Below are 18,213 nucleotides of genomic sequence, written 5' to 3' on the forward strand. Positions count from 1 at the left end.
AACTAACGCATAGGGTTGGCAAAGGGTCGAACTGAACTATGAAAACCGCGCAGAAAATACTACTCACCGCGCTAACATTATTTAATGAGCACGGCGAAAACACGGTAACCAGTGTGGATATCGCCGTCGAAATGGATATTAGTCCGGGAAACCTTTATTACCACTTTAAAGGTAAAGACAGCCTAGTTAGTGCGCTGATGAAAATGCATGAACAACAAATGCAGAAGGTGCTAAATCGAGAAAAGCTCGACACGCTTCACCCTGAAGAAATCATGTACTACCTGTATCTTCTTATCGATAGCATCCATGTATTTCGTTTCTTCTATCGCAGTCCAGCTGACTTGGCGGAAAAATACCCGAGTATTGTGCGGCCTAGGCAGCACATCCTATCTAGCTTAAATAAACAATTAGCGTTTCTTTTTGAGTCACTATCGAAGCGAGATATTCTTATTGCCTCAAATGCAGATAGGGCGCTATTAGTAGATTTGATATCTTTAATTATTACCCAGTCTTGTCAGTTTGATGAGCTAAACAGTCATATGGATAGCACAATGCAGCGTTATCATGCTCTATCACTCATGATGGTGAGTGTATTGCCAAGGCTGACGCTGCCTGATGAACAAAAGCACCAGCTAGAACAGATGCTGAACTCACATGACTTTGTGAGAAATGCCTCAACCCCATCACCCTTAGAGTTCGCATAAAGGAATAGTAATGGCAAAAACGCTCAGTTTCTTAGATAAGTCATTTTGGATAACAGAGTCAGACGAGAACCCCAAACATGTGGCTTGCTTGCAGCTACTCGCACTTCCAAAAGGGGCAAAAAGTACTGAATATGTGCCTCAGTTATTCCAAGAAATAAGAAGCTTTGCTCGCGCTACTTCTCCGTTCAACTGTTCGGTAAAAACGGTGCTAGGTTACCCTGTTGGGTTTGCGCCGGTGAAAAAGCTAAACATGGATTATCATGTACAAATTCATCGAGTGGCAGATATTACAAACCGAGAAGCGCTGGACGCCTTCGTTGCGAGGTTACATGCGTCGCGGTTAGACCCTGACAAACCTTTGTGGCAATACCATTTTATTTTTGACGATAATAGCGAAACATTTGCCATTTATGCTCGCGTTCACCATATGTATGGTGATGGTGCGACTTTGGTACGTTGGTTTCAGGCTGGGTACGTTTCCAACTCTCACGAAACAAAGTTTACACCTGTTTGGGCAGTGAAGCGGCTTCGTCACAAGCGTAGAGACTCGGTGAGTTTTTACAAGCGCTTAGTTGGGGTGGGCTATGCGTTAAAAACAGCGTTCGATTTACTCATCATCTTTATTCGCATATTTATGAAAGTACTGCGTGTAAATCCAAATTATATGCCTATCCCTTTTACTGGCACGAAAACAGTGCTGACTGGGCAGGTAAAAGCGGGTAGGGCCGTGGCAACTATGGACTTAGACTTCAAGCGAGTAAAGAAACTTGCAAGACGCACGCGCTCTACCGCGAACGAGGTATTGCTATGCGCCTTTGATATCGGTGTGCATAAGTTGCTACAAGATCATGGTCAGGTATTTAAAAAAGCCTTATTCACCAATATGCCGATTAATTTGCGCAAACCCGGTGAGAAAACCACAGGTAATAAAATAGCTATTGTACCGGTGGAGTTAGCACATGGCGAAAACGACCCCTACCTTAGGTTGCGCCAGATTGTGGTGAATCATCGTATTGTTAAAAATGCAGCGCAGCATGCGCGCCCTGCGGCATTTAGTGGCTATACCATTGCCATTCAATCTCTAGCACTGGTCTTCGAATGGTTAAAGCTATCTAGCCTAGTTAAACCCATTGCAAATATTCTAATTTCAAACGTACCTGGCCCCAAAGATACAAGGTATCTAAAAGACGCTGAGTTATTGGCCTGCTATCCCATTTCTACCATGACGCCTGGGGGCGGGGTAAATATTACGCTTATGACCTACGCGGGCACTGCGAATGTTGGGTTGGTGTGCTGCAATAAAAATATCGAATCGTTACAACCATTAGCGCGCTACGTTAAAGAGGCATTCGACATGCTAGAAGCGAGCGTGGACGACCCTAGGCTAAATATTGATGATATTGGTGAGCAGGTGGATACCGTGCCTGTTTCTATTGTGTCAGATCACTAGCATGCGTAATTTGCAGACTAAGTGCTATTCGATGAGATAGAAGCGCAATACGTCGTCTTCTACACGTACGTTTTGACCTAGTTTCGAGAAGAGTACCTCGCGCCAGTGGTCACCACGCATAGTATGGCTTAAGTCTTCTTGGGTAATTTGTTTTTTGATCGCGTTATTAATGTGAGGAATGTGGTATTCCAAAACAGCTTGTTTCGAACCCGTTAAATAGATCTGTAAATAATCCGCTGCAATATCAGACGTTCCGGCGCTAAAAAGCGATAGGGCTGACTTTAACGAGCCGCCAAGGAGTGTATTTACACTTTTAGGAAAGAAGCGCGAAACCAAAAACTGTGTGTCTTTAATAAGCGCGTAATCATCGTTAACTAAACTGACACTATCAGTGGAAAGGCCGGTTAGATAAAGCGTGCTCATATTTTTGTCGTAATGAGGCGATGCTGACACAGTGAACACCACGTGAGCGCGATAGATAGTTGTAGATGCTACCGCAATATTAAGTGCCGCAAGGCACTGAAGACCAATACGGTTGTTTGCATTATCTAATGTAATGTTGCCTTCAAGCACGGTAACAGTGCCACTTCCCATAGGGATGTTGATGGTGAACGCGTAAGGAAAACTATCGTTGATAAGCTCTTGGAGCTCAGTTTTGGTAAAGTCGTCGTGCGTCAGCTTACCCCATTTCACAAGCCATTGTGCCAGGTACACTTTGCATTTGTCTTTGAAGGATAAGTTATTGGTCAAGGTGTATTCTTAGCCTAATGTTGCTAGGCAATGGCACGTAGCTAGATAGTCTAACGTGATGCATATACCGATATAGCACTTAAGTTATCAGGATTATTAGATTTTTTAAATCTTACAATTTAATTCTTTTATTGATGAAGTATTGTTTGCTAATCTGGTCGTACCACAACGTTTTATTAACATTTAAAAGTCTTGCCCTCAAGGAGTTGGCGAAATGAGCGAAGTACTTAGCAAATACGATTACATTATTGTAGGCGGCGGTTCTGCCGGGGCGGTGCTTGCCACTCGATTATCGGAAAATCCTGCATTAGATATTTTGCTATTGGAAGCTGGCTCGAAAGATACCAACCCACTTATTCATATTCCTTTTGGTTTATCTTTGCTGAGTAGGTTTGAGGGTATAGGTTGGGGTTATCATACGGCGCCACAAAAAGAGATGTATGACAGAGAGTTGTTTTGGCCTCGCGGTAAAACTTTAGGCGGCAGCAGTTCAGTTAACGCCATGTGCTATATTCGCGGACAACAAGAAGACTACGACCGCTGGGCCAATGAAGAGGGGGCCGAGGGCTGGTCATTTGAAGATGTGTTGCCTTATTTCAAGCGCTCAGAAAACTTTGAAGAAGGTGCTGATGAATACCACGGCACAGGCGGCCCATTAAATGTTAGCAAGTTAAGGCATACCAGCGTGCTGTCAGACGCATTTGTGAACTCTGCGTCATTTGCCGGCTATCAACAGCTTGACGACTTTAACCGAGACGATAGGGAAGGGCTTGGCTACTATCATGTTACACAAGCCAACGGCCAGCGCTGCTCAACAGCAAAAGGCTACTTAACGCAGGCAAAGCATCGTAATAACTTAACTGTTTTAACAAAAGTTGCTGCCGAAAAAGTGCTGTTAAAAGAAGGGCGTGCAATTGGGGTTCAGGTGCGTGAAAAAGGCGCAGTAAACCGCTACTTCGCTAAAAGCGAAGTCATTCTTTGTGGCGGCGCGATAAACTCTCCACAGCTTCTCATGCTATCAGGTATCGGACCAAGAGCAGAGTTAGAAGACAAAGGTATTTTTGTACAGCAAGACTTGCCTGGCGTAGGCCAAAATCTACAAGATCACCTAGATGCCATTGTGCAGTTCACTTGCAAGGCCAGAGAAGGCTATGCCGTAGCATTCGGAGCGCTGCCTTCCTATGTGAAAGCCACTGCAGACTACGCGTTTAAGCGCAAAGGTATTCTTTCTTCAAATATCGCTGAAGCTGGTGGTTTTGTTAGTTCAAGCTTAGCAACACAAGGTCCTGACATTCAGTTTCATTTCTTACCTGCAATCTTAAATGACCATGGAAGACAGTTGGCCTTTGGGTACGGTTATGGCCTACATGTATGCTGTCTATACCCAAAAAGCCGAGGAACTATATCGCTTCAAAGTAACCATCCTGCTGATCAAGCGCTTATTGACCCGAACTACTTGTCTGCCAAAGAAGACCAGCAAGTTATGATTGAAGGTGTTCGTATTGCTCGTAAGCTACTATCGGCTCCTGACTTCGACAAGTTCCAAGGCAGTGAACTATACCCTGGAGATGATGCGCAAACAGATGAAGAAATATTAGAGTTTTTGCGTGAGCGCGCTGAAACCATCTATCACCCGATTGGTACCTGTAAAATGGGCAGTGATGACGATGAGATGGCAGTGGTTGATACTCAGTTGCGGGTAAGGGGCATTGCAGGTCTTAGAGTGGTAGATGCTTCGGTGATGCCAAGTTTAATAGGTGGCAATACTAATGCACCCACCGTCATGATTGCCGAACGTGCTGCTGAGTTTATTAAAGCGACGCACGAAGGTCAGCCAGTATCTTTGACTAAAGCGGAATCGGCGTAACTGAAAAATTCAAAGAGCGAGCCCTCGCCTCGCTCTGGCATTTCATCCGTTTTAAGCAGTCAAACGCTTTTCGCGGCGTACATGCACAACGCTATATTCAAGTAGTTGTGTTGATAAGACGTTTACACCTGCTTTTGCATAAATAAATCCGCTGCACAATCACACATCTCATCGATATGACTGCTGTCAGCGTATATGCCGTCAATGAGTAAACGCGCAATACCGTGTAACGTGCCCCAAGTCACCTGTGCGAGTCTCAGTGCATCCTGATTGTTTGGAAGCAGTCCTTTGTCTTGCCAATAGCGGGTCATAGTTACCTGAAATCGAAAGCAAGGGAACGCAACGCTTTTTAAGTCGTTGGTTGCCGCTTGATTTTGCCAAATAGTGCGGCCAAACATCAGTTCATACATTTCAGGGTTATCGGCGGCGTAGCCAATATATTCATGCACAAACTCACGAAAACGCGCCTTTGGCGTTTTGTCTTCTTGCTCAAAAATGCGCTTTGCTGCGCTATGCCAGTCGCTAAAGCCTTTCGCCGCGATAGCACTCAACAAAGCACTTTTATCTTTAAAATGGTGATACGGTGCAGTACGTGAAACCCCCGCATCTTCTGCCAGCTTTCTAAGAGATAAACTATCAACGCCGTGTTCAGACAAACGCGCAGTTGCTGCCTCTATTAGCGCACTGCGAAGATCACCGTGATGGTAGCTTTGTACTGCATTAGCCATAAACCAAATGTTTCCAACTTCATAATTGAGACGAATAGATTACGTTTTATCTTGACAGTGTCAACATAGCCTTTTATCTTGACGCTGTCTAGTTTGCAAATTTGTTAACAGGAACAGCCCAAGGAGACAGCGCAAACCATGAAGTACTCTACATTAGAAGTAAAACAAGAGGGCCATATCGCCCACGTAGTACTTAACCGCCCTGAAGCAATGAACAGCATGATCCCAGAGTTCTGGACAGAGCTACCGGCAGCCATTCGAGAAATAGATGATGAAGCCAAAGCACGGGCAATCGTTATTTCATCTACAGGTAAGCATTTCTCTGCCGGTATGGATTTATCGGTGTTTCTGAATATGAAAGAAGACTTTAAGGGCGACCCATCGCGCAGAGCTGAACGCATGCGCCGTATGGTGATGTTACTTCAAGATAGCTTTACCGCTATAGAGCAGGCACGTATGCCGGTTATCGGCGCAGTCCAAGGCGGGGCAATTGGTGGTGCGGTTGACCTACTTAGTGCATGCGACATGCGCTATTGCACCCAAGACGCTTTTTTCACCATAAAAGAAACCCAATTAGGCATGACCGCCGATGTCGGTACGCTGCAACGGCTACCCAAGCTTATTCCTATTGGCATTGTTAAAGAGTTGGCTTATACAGGTCGCAACTTTGGTGCCGCAGAAGCACAGCAACTTGGCTTTGTAAATCAGGTATTTGACGACCAAGAATCAATGCTAGAAGCAGTGATGAAAATAGCGCAGCAGATTGCAATGAATTCGCCGCTAGCGGTTTCAGGCACCAAGACTATGATTAACTACGCGGCAGAACACACGGTAGCAGAGAGCTTGACTTATATGGCCACGTGGCAAGCGGGCATGTTCCAAATGGAAGATGTGTTTAAAGCCATGGAAGCACAAAAAACAAAAACGCTGCCGGATTATCCGCCATTGCACCCAGCGATTAAAAAAATGAATTCGTAAGTTTATGTGATTAATTGAATTCTACAGCGCCTTCAGAGAAATGGCGCATTAGATAAAAATATTTAAACAGGCTTTTTAACGGCTTTTACAAAGCCAAAACGACTTTCAGGAATGTATCATGAATCAGACCGTTACCGATCATCCCGTTTACCCTCATTTATTTCGTCCGTTAGATTTAGGTTTTACCACCCTTAAAAACCGCGTGCTTATGGGCTCAATGCACACGGGGTTAGAAGAATTACCTGACGGCCACAAACGTATGGCAGCCTTTTATGGCGAACGTGCCAGAGGCGGCGTAGGTCTTATCGTTACAGGTGGTATTGGGCCGAATGAAGAGGGCGCTACTCACCCGTCAACGTTTCGTTTAGATACAGACGAAGCGGTTAAAAACCATAAAGAAGTGACTGACGCTGTGCATATTGCAGGCGGAAAAATTTGTATGCAAATTTTGCACACGGGCCGCTATGCGTATAGCCCTAAGCTTGTGGCACCTTCTGCGGTACAAGCGCCAATTAACCCGTTTAAGCCAAAAGCACTTGAAGCTGAAGAGATTGAAAAGCAAATTAAAGACTTCATTACTGCAGCAACTCAAGCTCAGCGCGCGGGTTACGATGGCGTTGAAATCATGGGTTCTGAGGGCTATTTCCTTAATCAATTTATTGCGAAGCGCACTAACCACCGCGACGATGAGTGGGGCGGTGAATACGAAAATCGTATCCGCTTGCCTATCGAAGTAGTGCGCCGGGTGCGCGAGGCGGTAGGTAAGAACTTTATCATTATCTATCGTTTGTCCATGCTTGACCTTGTTGAAGGTGGCTCTACTTACGAAGAAGTCGTGCAGCTGGGTAAAGAAATTGAAAAAGCTGGTGCAACTATTATTAACACGGGTATAGGTTGGCACGAAGCGCGTATTCCAACCATTGCCACTAAAGTACCGCGAGCGGCATTTACGTGGGTTACTGCTAAATTCCGCGAAGCGCTATCAATTCCAGTAATTACGTCAAACCGTATCAACACGCCTGAAGTTGCTGAAGAAGTGCTGTCTCGCGGTGATGCTGACATGGTATCAATGGCTCGCCCATTCTTGGCTGACCCAGACTTTGTGCGCAAAGCGCAGCAAAATAAAGCTGATGAAATCAATACCTGTATTGGCTGTAACCAAGCCTGCCTTGACCATGTATTTAACGGCAAAATGACTAGCTGTTTGGTGAACCCACGCGCCTGTCACGAGCTTGAAATAAACGTTAAACCTGCAGAAACTAAAAAGCGTGTAGCGGTTGTAGGCGCAGGTCCAGCGGGATTGGCGGCGGCAGTGACCTCTGCCGAACGCGGACACGATGTTGTGATTTACGATGCGTCTAGCGAAATTGGTGGGCAATTTAATATTGCGAAACAAATTCCGGGCAAAGAAGAGTTTTACGAAACGCTACGTTATTTTAAGCGTCAAATTGAGCTTCATAAAAACATTACCCTTAAGCTAAATACTTATGTTGATGCGGCTGCGCTAAACGATGAAGGGTTCGATGAAGTCATGATTGCAACTGGCATCAAGCCGCGTACGCCAGCGATCGAAGGCATTGAGCACGAAAAAGTGCTGACCTATATCGAAGTGTTGAAAGAAAAGAAACCCGTTGGCAATAAAGTAGCCATTATTGGCGCTGGTGGAATTGGTTTTGATACCGCTGAGTATTTGTCTCATGGCAAAGAAACGCCAAGCCAAGATATTCCTGCATTTATGAAAGAGTGGGGCATTGATATGACCTTTTCTGCTCGAGCAGGTATTGAAGGCGTTAAGCCGCAGCCAGAACCATCGCCAAGAGAAATTTTCCTACTGCAGCGCAAGACAACTAAAGTTGGCGCGGGTTTAGGCAAGACAACGGGATGGGCACACAGAGTCGGCTTGCTAGCCAAAGGCGTGACCATGATCCCTGGGGTAAGCTACGATAAAATTGATGACGAAGGGTTACACATTACGGTAGAGGGTAACAGCCAAGTATTGCCGGTAGACAACATTATCATCTGTGCAGGCCAGGAGCCAATGCGAGATATCGTTGAAGGCTTAAACATGCCTTATCACTTAATTGGTGGTGCTGATGAAGCGTTAGAGCTAGACGCAAAACGCGCAATTGACCAAGGCACGCGAGTGTGCGCAGCGGTTTAATTACCTAGCGCAAACGTGCGGTTAGAAATATAAGCACCTTATCAATAGGTGCTTCAAATTCATCATACACCCCTCTTTTTTCGGAGGGGTTTATTTTATCTAGCAGCCGAAGGCTGCGATTTTTTATGAAACTACCGAAACGAGACGTTTTTCAGTCTGTGATGGTAGCGTAGACCTGCTATTATCGTTTTCTTTTTTTCGAGATAAACATGGCATACAGCAACATCCAAGACTTAGTTCAAGCAGTTACTCATTTCCCAGATACTATCGAATTTAACGACGTTATTGCGCTTATCGATAGCGTGTTTACTTTTACGCCCACTGCTTTCACCAATGGCGATGTGAAAAACGAAGCAAACCAGAACAACGGTTCTTGCAAACTGCTCGCACTCGGTCAGCATTTAAACCTAAATCAAGCTCAAACGCTGGCATTATTTGGACGGTTCTATCGCGAAGACGTACTTAATAACCCCAACGGCGACGACCACGCCAATATCCGCAGTTTTATGAAAACGGGCCATGAAGGAGTGGCGTTTGAGACGTTTCCTTTAAAGGAAGAGTAGTTATGACTGCACCGCTTCAAATACCAAAACAGTAGACGCTTAAAAAAGATCACGTCAAATACCGCATCTATTTCTCTGTGATTTGTTAAAAAAATAAAACCATAGCAGCGCAAATGTAAATTGGATGTATACATATGATGTTTATTTATGTAGTATCAATTTGGTGTTTTAAACTTGATAAATAGATGTACGTTGGTGCGCAGCATTTTGCAAATGATGCTTAGCCAACGTGCTGTTAACCTGGGACTACATTATGAAACGTCAGTTTAAGGTTGCCGCTCTGGCTCCACTTATAATGATTGGTGCCGCGTGCACGCAGATAGAAACTACAGAAAGCAGTACTTCTTCAATAAATCCAAGTCAGCAAGAGGGTGTAAAAAACTCCCTTGAGGCGATAGCTCGCAGCAAAATCAACGTACTTCAGACAATGATGGACGAAGCAAAGTCAAAGGGCATCGATGTAACGCGCGAAGAAGCCGTTGTTTGGTTTTCTAATGAATTTTTAAAATTTGCAAATTGGGATGAAGCAAACCCAGAGGCTATAGAAGCTGCTTTTGGTTATGAACGGCATTTTGCTCCCAACAAAACACAGCTAGCTGCAGAACTTCCAGATTTCGAGCGTAGAAAGGTGATAGATATTCTTGACGCTGGTATAGAAGAATTAGGCAAAGAGATTCGTGGCGAAATAAAACGTCGCCCAGTTGTTAAAGTTGACTGGCAAAACACTAAAGCCGCTGATGATATGTTTATAAGCAATGGTAAGCCTATTTTCCTCTACGATTACTTTTCTAAGTCTGTAGGTCAGCCTCTGGGGCAGCCTGATATTTATAACGACTATTTAGGTGCACTTTACCACGGTGGCGAAAACCTATATCCCGTTGACCACGACCGTGCCATCAATTCTTTCCTAGTAAAAGAAGACGGTACGTTTGATGAAGCGTTGCTAAAAGAGCTTACAGATATTCCTGATGACAACATTGGCTACTTAGTCGCATGGCTAATGGGTATACCTGAGTGGGTAGAAGCGAAAGAACCAGAAATTAGGAAAGGGCGATCGCTTTTTCAGGGCTTTGATTTAGATAACCCGCTTGCCCGTGAAGTATGGAGCAAGATACTTCGTAAAGCCGCCGAAGTGACTAAAGACAAAAAAGTCATCGAATTAGGTTTCGTGCTTGCCAATGAGCCACATTGGTATTCAGAGGCTGGACATTGGACAGGTAACTATGAAGAGATGCAAGGAATCTCATCATACACGTTAGCTGAATTCCAAAAATGGCTTAATGAAAAATACAAAGGTAACGTAGCCCAGCTTAATGCTAACTGGAACACCGAGTTTGCTAGCTTTGACGATGTAGAAATACAAATTCCTATCAGCGAAAGCTTGCGTGGAAAGCCAATCTGGTTCGATTGGAATCGTTATAACATGCATCGAGCAACCTCTTGGTTCACTTTCATGCAAAATGAACTACACGCAGTAAACCCAGACGCTGACACCCACATAAAAATTTTTCCGCGTACATTTTACGAAGATTCTCGCTCCCACGGTATCGATTTAGAAGCCTTGACCGAGCTTACCACCATGATTGGCCACGACGCTAAAGCATTAGGAAGTCCTAGTATAAGACCTCATATTTCTTCTGACTGGTGGGAAAAGTACACCTATAAATGGGATGGTATGAGCATGATCCACGACTTTACTGAGTCGGTTTCACCAAACAAAATCAACGTAAACTCTGAATCCCACTTCTTGTCGTCTGGTCAATGGAAAGTGATGGACCCACGTGAAAGCTACGTGCGAAACGTGTATTGGTTAGCCACGCTTCAGGGGATGGATGCGAATATGGGCTGGTTCTGGATGCGCGATCCAGATGGTTCTCCCGAAGACCGTTTAGAAGGTGAGCTTAACTTCTTCGATCCAGGTTTAGCGGGGGCGTTTGCGGGATCAAACAATATGCAGCCGCATGTTTCAAACGAAGTGACGCAAGTCATGTTCGACTTAAATACTTACTCTGAAGAAATTATGGCGCTAAGAAAGCAGCGTAGACCAATACGTCTATTCTACTCAGAAACGTCTGCCATAAACGTAAGTGACTACATGACTACGCAAGGGAAACTCTACAAATCTATGTTTTTTGAGGGCTTTCCACTTGGGTATGCCACTGAAAATATAATAGTCAAACAGGATAATTCATCGTGGGATGCTGTGGTGGTATACAAAACACCAAGGGTTACCGATAGTGAGTTTGACGCATTGCAAAAATACCTAGATGCGGGCGGCTCTGTGGTTATAGATAAGCAGTCTCTTCGTTTTAATGAATACGGTCAGTTACGTGAAAGCACCTTGAAAGCACATAAAGGTAGGCTCATCGTACTTGACGAAGACGCTGATATAGAAAAACTGCGCCACGCGGCGTTAGCTGAAATAAAGCCGGATAGCGTACCGGAAATTGAGTTTAAAATTGATAGCCCGCTAAAGCACAAAACCACAATCACGAGAGTGGCGAAAACAGGCGCCAATAAGTACCTAGTGAATTTATTAAGTGTAGGTCACAAAGCAGTCCGAGTTGACCTAAGTCACAAAAATGGACGTGTCATAAAGGTTATGGACCTAATGACCAGCAAAAGTATGGACAGTTCTTTTGAGCTTGCTTCGGAAGAAGTGCTATTGCTTGAAGTAGAAGTGAAATAGCATTTTAACTATCGCGTAAAGAGGCCGGTCACCAGTCCAAGTTGACCGGCCTTTTTTGTTTTAAACTGTCATCTTACTTTTTACTCTATTGTCAGTGCTTCAGCCAAACCTCTCACCACACCCCCCAAAATTAACGTCATTGTAAATATTACCCCAAACAAAAGTTAAATATTTGTTGAACAATACAAACATAATATGTTTATATTGGTATAACATAGTTGTGAGGGCACTCTGTGCGTCAAGCGGTAATATAGCTAGCCAAGCTGTCCCCGCTTTTAGCAATACCGTACAGATTAAGTGATGTGATCAAGCGTTAAAGAACGAGAGTAGCGATGAAAAATGTAATAAATCGAGGTTCAGTTTTAAAAACTACGGCGATAGCTGCGGCGGTGGCGCAGTCGTTAGTGAGCGGGCACGTTTTTGCACAGGATAATTCTGATAGCGACAGTGGCGTTGAAGTGATTGAGGTCAAAGGGATACGAGCAAGTCTTAGCCAAAGCTTAAATAAGAAAAAGAACAGCGACGAAGTGCTAGATAGCATCGTTGCCGAAGATATTGGTAAGTTCCCAGATACAAACGTAGCTGAATCGCTACAGCGCATCCCTGGTGTATCTATAGATAGAGCGGGTGGTGAGGGAGCTCAGGTTACTGTGCGAGGTTTTGGCCCTAGCTTTAACTCCGTACTAGTACAAGGGCGCCGTCTCGCAACTGATACTGCAGGTAGAAACTTTCGTTTCGATTTACTCGGTGCTGAGCTAATTGGCGGCGCTGATGTTTATAAATCGGCACCATCGCATCTTCAAGCGGGTGGTATAGGCTCGACCATCGATTTACAACTACAGCGCCCGTTAAGCATTGGCGAAGAGAAAACCGTATTGAGCACCCGTGCGGTGTATGAGGATAACTCAGGTGATGTAGCGCCACAGTTCTTTGGCCTTTACAGCAATACTTTCGATGATGATAAATTAGGTGCTTTATTCTCGCTTTCATATCAAAAACGTAAGTCAGCACAAGATGCTGTTTTCTCGGGAGTGTTTGTTGGGCCAGAAATAAACGAAGAGCAGGCTTCTGTGCTCTTCGCTGATGGCGTAGGAAATGGCGCGGGTCGCTATTTGCACCAACAACAAATTCGTTATGCGCGACAATTTCAGGACCGTGATCGTATTGGCGCTACCGCGGTACTCCAGTACCAATTAGCAGATAACGCCTTGTTAACCATAGATGGTTTGTTTAGTGAATTCGATATTACGAATCAAACCACTCATAATTTTATGTTTAACGAGCGCGTCACTTACAACAATGCGGTAACTGACGAAAACAATATCCTTGTGGCTTGGGATCAAATTGGACGTCCGTTTCAAGCTGCAGTAGAGGACAATCGTACTTCTCAGGTTTACCAAATCGGCGCAAACTTAGAGTGGGATATCACTGATGATTTAGTTGCAACATTTGATGTCTCTTATTCTGAAGCTGAAGATGATTCAGCAGGTGACGATTTCTTCTTCGTTGTAGCAGGTCCACAAGCCGTTCAAAGATACGATAATACAGGGGGCTTTGACGCGCCTGTATTCCAAAACTTCGAGTTTGAACTAGCCACTACAGATTTAAACGGTGACGGCCAAATTAATAACCTTGACCGTATTGTGGGTGATGAAATCACAGCGCCTGATCCAAACGATACCTATTCGTGGTTTGGTACCCGAGAAGGACAGGGGAGTACTGATGAAGTACTAGAGCTTCGAAGTGACTTTGAATGGTATGTGGACGCTGGTGTTCTAGAAAGTGTCACCTTTGGCGCGTACTATGGTGACCAAGAAAAGACCCGTTCTGACGCCCGCACGCCAGGCGGTGGTGGCGGCATCAATAACGCTTATCTTCAAGGCCAAATCCCGTTACCCGCAGAGCTATTTTCGTTAGAAAACAACACCAACTTCCTTGATGGTATCGACGTAAACCTTCCTTCGCAATACTTGGCCTATGACCCTGAAGAAGTCATTGCTTATTTAGAGTCACCTGCCGCGATGGAAATGCGCGATATGCTAAACGGATTGCCACTGGGAACAACTGCTGCGCGTTTAGGTTTAGACCCTTCTAACCCACGTGCTGACGGCGGCGTAGGGTTTAACGCTGTTGATGTTCCTCGTAATGCATTTATTATTGGTGAGGAAACGTTGGCCGCCTACGTTAATGCCAAGCTTTCTGGTGAAATTGCAGATATGGGGCTAACGATAAATATTGGCTTCCGCTACACGCAAACAGAAACTACTTCTGAAGCGTTCGCAGAACCCTTTGCAACAATATTCCCTGACCCAACTCGTCCAGATGTGTTGTTAAGCACGCGCTTACCAGCACAATTTATAGAGCAAACTGAAGACTATAATGAATTTTTACCTTCAATCGCTGCACGTTTAAACATTACTGATGAGCTCGTAGCACGGGCGTCGTACTCACAATCTTTAACACGTCCTAACTTGGCAGACTTGAACCCAGGTATAAATACGGCGCCAGAGCTAAGGCTATCTGATTTATCAGGTTCATCAGGTAACCCAGACTTAGACCCGTTCGTGTCTGACAATATTGACCTTTCGCTAGAGTACTATTTTGGTGAAACCTCTGCGGTAAGTGTTGGCTTCTTTAGAAAGGATGTATCGGCATTTATTGCGCAGCAAGAGCAGTTAGAAGGTCTTACGTTGCCACCAGGTAATCGATTAGACGAGGTTACTGAAGATAGAAGTAACATCGATGGTGACACCATATTTTTGAATATAAATCGCCCTCGTAATTTGAATTCTACCGTGGTCGACGGCGTTGAAATTGCCTTTCAGCATGTTTTCGACACATTACCAGGCTTACTTCAATACGTAGGGGTTAGCGCTAACTTAACTTATGTGAGCTCTGATGATGAGGTAGGGGACGAGTTAATTGATTCTGCGGTAGCACTACCTGGCCTCAGCGACTCACAAAACTTTGTGCTGTTCTACGATGACGGGGAAATCGAAGGTCGAGTGGCTTACAACAAAAGAGATCGTTTCTTTAGCGGTCGACAAGGCCCAGAGCCGATATTTACTGAAGACTTTGATCAGCTTGACGTGCGAGTAGCATGGAACATTAATGAAACCTATCAAGTGTTTGTTGAAGGGACTAACTTGACCGACTCATTCGTTAAACGCTCTGGCAGATTTGAAAGCCGATTTGGCGGCATAGAAGATCCGGGAGCACGCTACGTCCTTGGAGCAAGAGCAACATTTTAAGAAATGTAAAACTAAAGTAAGCACCTCGATTGAGGTGCTTTTTTTTACATCTTTAATACTATACTGGTATGAAAATTCTTTCGAATAATGATGCTTAGCTAGACTGGCGTTTTACCAATGTTGGCCGAAAATCACGAGTACGTATTTTACCTTTTTGGATGCGATACACGATTTCGTTCAACATTTGGTTAAATGGGTATTGTACGGTGGTTAGCTTTGGGTAGCTTAAGGTTGATATCATATGATTACCAAAGCCAACTACTGTAGTCTCGTGGGGAATTCTGAGCCCCATTGTTTTAAGTGCATTGATAACACCATAGGCTGCAAAGTCGTTCTCAGTGATAATGAAGTCAGCCCTTCTGAATAAAGCATCATTTTGCTTAACTAAATCAAAAGCACTGTCTATGTCACATTTAGTTAAAGGCAAGGTTTCAACTTCCAACGGCCCTTTATAATTGCTAAGTGTTCCAATGATCCCAGAAAAGCGCTGAGCGCTGGCATGATTGAACAATGATGAATAGACAACTATTCCGAATCGTCCGCCATTTCTCAGCGCTTCTCTAGCCTGGAGTACACCTGCGTCTAAATGATCAAAGTTAACGCTTTGGAAGGACGACGAGGTCAATTGACGGTCAATACAGTAAAGATAGGGCAATTTTTTCACCCAGCGATTAAGCGTTTGCGCAGAGCATCTGGAGTGGCACAACACAATACCGGGGCATCCGAGTGCATCTAGTTCTTCAATTCGCGCTTTTTCTTCTTCCTCTGAGTGCGCTGTCTGTGCCAAGTAAGGTGGGAGTGGGGTACCCGTATTGGCTTGACTTAAACCGTTGAACTCATGACAGTCAAACGAGAAGTGGGGATAAATGATACCTATTGATGAAGAGCGATTTTTTACAAGATCTCTAGCATACGTATTCGGTTTAAAATTCAAACTATCTATTAACTGTTGAATTTTAGTTTTAGTCGCGCCTTTTACTTTTCCATTTTCATTGATAACCCGCGAAACTGTCGCAATAGAAACGTTTGCTAGTTTCGCTATGTCTTTGATAGTTACAGGCTGGGTGATCATAAACTTATACCTTTCAAAAGCACCAACCATTTAAAAGAACGCAAAAATGGCATATCCACTTATTCAACGAGCGCTAATTAAACAAAATTCAGCGCTAGCATTTTGTTCACTTGCATTGATACAACAATTATATTTATCCAAGTTTAAACGTAATATGTTATAAAATATATAATGTATTATGAAAATGTTAAAGACGCTTCTTTGATTACACTAGACACCCCCTTCTTCGAAATAAGCAATGTATGAGGTGTACTCGAGTAAGTTGACATTATTCGTAACATCACGCTGAGTTATAAAAAGGAAACGTTAACAAAACGTTTATATTTAGGTTGCAGAAACCCTTCATTAAACATAGTATGTTTACATTGGTAGTATATTTTAAATGAGGAAGTTGTGAGATTACCCATTAGATTTAGCTCATCGAGCGCGAATGTTTCTTTTTTCGCCCTCGTCGCCGCATTCGGTGGCTTCGTATTCGGGTTAGATGCAGCAAATATATCAGGGGCGCTTAGGTTTGTAAGCGCAGAGTTTGAATTGGACTCAATTCAACAAGGTACGCTCGTGGGCTGTGCACTTCTTGGGGTTATTCTGGCGCTATTCTTTACAGGTTCTCTGTGTGAAAAGTTTGGAAGAGCAAGAGTATTGCTCGCTATCGGCTTTACGTACTCCCTATCATCTCTATTGTCTGCATTTGCGGTAAGTTACGAAATGCTTCTTATTGGCCGCTTTATAGGGGGTGTGGCATTCGCATCAATCACGGTTTCTGCCATGTACATTGGAGAAATTGCGCCTGCCCACCAACGAGGTAAGTTTGTATCGATAAACCAGTTCATGATTGGTCTCGGGTTGCTATGCGCCTTTGTGATTAACTATTTTCTTGTTAAATCGCTTTCTACCTCAACTTGGTTAACCAACGACAATATTTGGCGCGTTATGCTGGGCGCCGAACTGATCGCCAACGCGATTTGGATTGCCCTTATTTTGTGTATTCCTGAATCGCCTCGATGGCTGGCTAAAAAGGGAAGAGATAACGAAGCTCTGTTTGTTTTTGACATTATTGATTCTGGTGAAAAGGCCGCGGTTCTTTTAGAGGACGTAAAGCGCTCACTTACTAACAATAGTGAGCTAGACACCTTCTCGCAACTTAAGATGTTGTTTAGCCCAGGGCTGCGTTTTGTCGTATTTATCGCTGTTGCATACGCTTTCGTTCAGGGAGCAACAGGTATGAATGCAGTGCTGTTTTTTGCGCCTATGGTGTTTGAACAAATCGGTATGAGCGTTGAAGATACTTTCATGCAAACTATTTCTACAGGAGCGGTAGGGCTTGCGGCAACCCTTGTTGCTATTGGGTTTGTCGAAAAGCTTGGCAGAAGGACGCTTACTGTAGCGGGTTTACTACTCGTTGTTGTCGCTCATGGCTCTACGTTCTTAGGGTTTAAGCAAGCGAGCTACGAATTTAACGAGACAGCCATGGCTGAGCTAACAACACATTTTGAACAAAATGCGCTGGCTGTATCGTCTTTAGCGCCATTCGCAGGTAAAAGTTTCGATAGTGATGTGGAGTTGAAAACTGAACTGACAAAACACTTTGATAAAAAGACACTGCCATTAGTGAGTGGCGCAATCATCGAAAAAACAATTATCGGTGTTAATGCATCACTGGTCTTGTTCGGTATTTTTGCCTTTCTTGCTGCATTTAACTTATCGATAGGGCCGATAATGTGGGTGATTTTCTCTGAGATATTCCCAAATAAAGTACGCAGTGTAGCACTTCCTTTCGCCGCACTCGTTCAAACTGTTTCATCGTGGTCAATTCAGCAGTTCTTCCCATGGCAGTTAGACAACATGGGCGTAGCAAACATCTTTTTACTCTACGCCGGTATTGGGCTATTTGGGTTAATTGTTATGTACCTTTATTTGCCAGAGACAAAGGGTAAAACCATAGAAGCTTTGGAACTTGAGCTGACAAATCAAAATGCGCTAGGGGCTAAGTAGTTAAC

The 18,213-nt window shown here is 44.1% G+C and carries 12 protein-coding genes; 9 read left to right on the forward strand and 3 right to left on the reverse strand.

The annotated features are described in order from the left end of the window. Window positions 1–38: 38 nt before the first annotated feature. A complete protein-coding gene (locus tag IW644_RS11490) occupies window positions 39–704 on the forward strand; it encodes a TetR/AcrR family transcriptional regulator (protein ID WP_269917715.1) in 666 nt (221 codons plus the stop codon). Window positions 705–714: 10 nt separating this feature from the next. After that, the gene (locus IW644_RS11495) at window positions 715–2,154 is read left to right on the forward strand and encodes a wax ester/triacylglycerol synthase domain-containing protein (protein WP_269917716.1); all 1,440 of its coding nucleotides are present in this window, start codon (window positions 715–717) and stop codon (window positions 2,152–2,154) included. Window positions 2,155–2,178: 24 nt separating this feature from the next. On the opposite strand, the gene IW644_RS11500 is transcribed toward IW644_RS11495, so the two are convergent. After that, entirely contained in the window at window positions 2,179–2,904 is a 726-nt protein-coding gene (locus IW644_RS11500) for a DUF1439 domain-containing protein (RefSeq protein WP_269917717.1), read from the reverse strand. Window positions 2,905–3,118: 214 nt separating this feature from the next. On the opposite strand from IW644_RS11500, the gene IW644_RS11505 reads away from it, so the two are divergent. Beyond that, window positions 3,119–4,771, forward strand: a complete 1,653-nt coding sequence (locus tag IW644_RS11505; RefSeq protein ID WP_269917718.1) for a GMC family oxidoreductase — start codon at window positions 3,119–3,121, stop codon at window positions 4,769–4,771. 122 nt (window positions 4,772–4,893) lie between these two features. Here the strand turns inward: IW644_RS11505 and IW644_RS11510 are convergent, their stop codons facing one another. Then, window positions 4,894–5,499, reverse strand: a complete 606-nt coding sequence (locus IW644_RS11510) for a TetR/AcrR family transcriptional regulator (RefSeq protein WP_269917719.1) — start codon at window positions 5,497–5,499, stop codon at window positions 4,894–4,896. A gap of 138 nt (window positions 5,500–5,637) precedes the next feature. Here IW644_RS11510 and IW644_RS11515 point away from each other — a divergent pair, with 138 nt between their 5' ends. The 5 genes from IW644_RS11515 to IW644_RS11535 all read left to right on the forward strand — a co-directional run bounded on the left by IW644_RS11515 (window position 5,638) and on the right by IW644_RS11535 (window position 15,141). Beyond that, entirely contained in the window at window positions 5,638–6,477 is an 840-nt protein-coding gene (locus tag IW644_RS11515; protein ID WP_269917720.1) for a crotonase/enoyl-CoA hydratase family protein, read from the forward strand. A 118-nt stretch (window positions 6,478–6,595) separates the two neighbouring features. Further along, the gene (locus IW644_RS11520; RefSeq protein WP_269917721.1) at window positions 6,596–8,638 is read left to right on the forward strand and encodes an NADPH-dependent 2,4-dienoyl-CoA reductase; all 2,043 of its coding nucleotides are present in this window, start codon (window positions 6,596–6,598) and stop codon (window positions 8,636–8,638) included. A gap of 209 nt (window positions 8,639–8,847) precedes the next feature. Further along, window positions 8,848–9,201: a HopJ type III effector protein gene (locus IW644_RS11525; protein ID WP_269917722.1), complete on the forward strand. Its 354-nt coding sequence runs from the start codon at window positions 8,848–8,850 to the stop codon at window positions 9,199–9,201. 253 nt (window positions 9,202–9,454) lie between these two features. Continuing rightward, complete coding sequence (locus tag IW644_RS11530; RefSeq protein ID WP_269917723.1) at window positions 9,455–11,890, forward strand: alpha-amylase family protein; 2,436 nt, start codon at window positions 9,455–9,457, stop codon at window positions 11,888–11,890. 332 nt (window positions 11,891–12,222) lie between these two features. Next, window positions 12,223–15,141, forward strand: coding sequence for a TonB-dependent receptor (locus IW644_RS11535; protein ID WP_269917724.1), 2,919 nt, complete (start codon window positions 12,223–12,225; stop codon window positions 15,139–15,141). A 94-nt stretch (window positions 15,142–15,235) separates the two neighbouring features. Here IW644_RS11535 and IW644_RS11540 read toward each other — a convergent pair whose 3' ends face one another. Further along, complete coding sequence (locus IW644_RS11540; RefSeq protein ID WP_269917725.1) at window positions 15,236–16,213, reverse strand: LacI family DNA-binding transcriptional regulator; 978 nt, start codon at window positions 16,211–16,213, stop codon at window positions 15,236–15,238. Between the two features lie 393 nt (window positions 16,214–16,606). Here IW644_RS11540 and IW644_RS11545 point away from each other — a divergent pair, with 393 nt between their 5' ends. Beyond that, window positions 16,607–18,208 (forward strand): MFS transporter, encoded by a 1,602-nt coding sequence (locus IW644_RS11545; RefSeq protein WP_269917726.1) that lies wholly within the window; start codon window positions 16,607–16,609, stop codon window positions 18,206–18,208. Window positions 18,209–18,213 lie beyond the last annotated feature (5 nt).

The sequence above is a fragment of the Alteromonas sp. PRIM-21 genome, from assembly GCF_027563165.1.
GTDB lineage: Bacteria > Pseudomonadota > Gammaproteobacteria > Enterobacterales > Alteromonadaceae > Alteromonas > Alteromonas macleodii_A.

Bases quoted from the DNA above. Each gene is read 5' to 3' on its own strand.
- IW644_RS11515 (WP_269917720.1), top strand. From the start codon at position 5,638: ATGAAGTACTCTACATTAGAAGTAAAACAAGAGGGCCATATCGCCCAC.
- IW644_RS11540 (WP_269917725.1), bottom strand. From the start codon at position 16,213: ATGATCACCCAGCCTGTAACTATCAAAGACATAGCGAAACTAGCAAAC.
- IW644_RS11505 (WP_269917718.1), top strand. From the start codon at position 3,119: ATGAGCGAAGTACTTAGCAAATACGATTACATTATTGTAGGCGGCGGT.
- IW644_RS11530 (WP_269917723.1), top strand. From the start codon at position 9,455: ATGAAACGTCAGTTTAAGGTTGCCGCTCTGGCTCCACTTATAATGATT.
- IW644_RS11490 (WP_269917715.1), top strand. From the start codon at position 39: ATGAAAACCGCGCAGAAAATACTACTCACCGCGCTAACATTATTTAAT.
- IW644_RS11525 (WP_269917722.1), top strand. From the start codon at position 8,848: ATGGCATACAGCAACATCCAAGACTTAGTTCAAGCAGTTACTCATTTC.
- IW644_RS11495 (WP_269917716.1), top strand. From the start codon at position 715: ATGGCAAAAACGCTCAGTTTCTTAGATAAGTCATTTTGGATAACAGAG.
- IW644_RS11535 (WP_269917724.1), top strand. From the start codon at position 12,223: ATGAAAAATGTAATAAATCGAGGTTCAGTTTTAAAAACTACGGCGATA.
- IW644_RS11510 (WP_269917719.1), bottom strand. From the start codon at position 5,499: ATGGCTAATGCAGTACAAAGCTACCATCACGGTGATCTTCGCAGTGCG.
- IW644_RS11520 (WP_269917721.1), top strand. From the start codon at position 6,596: ATGAATCAGACCGTTACCGATCATCCCGTTTACCCTCATTTATTTCGT.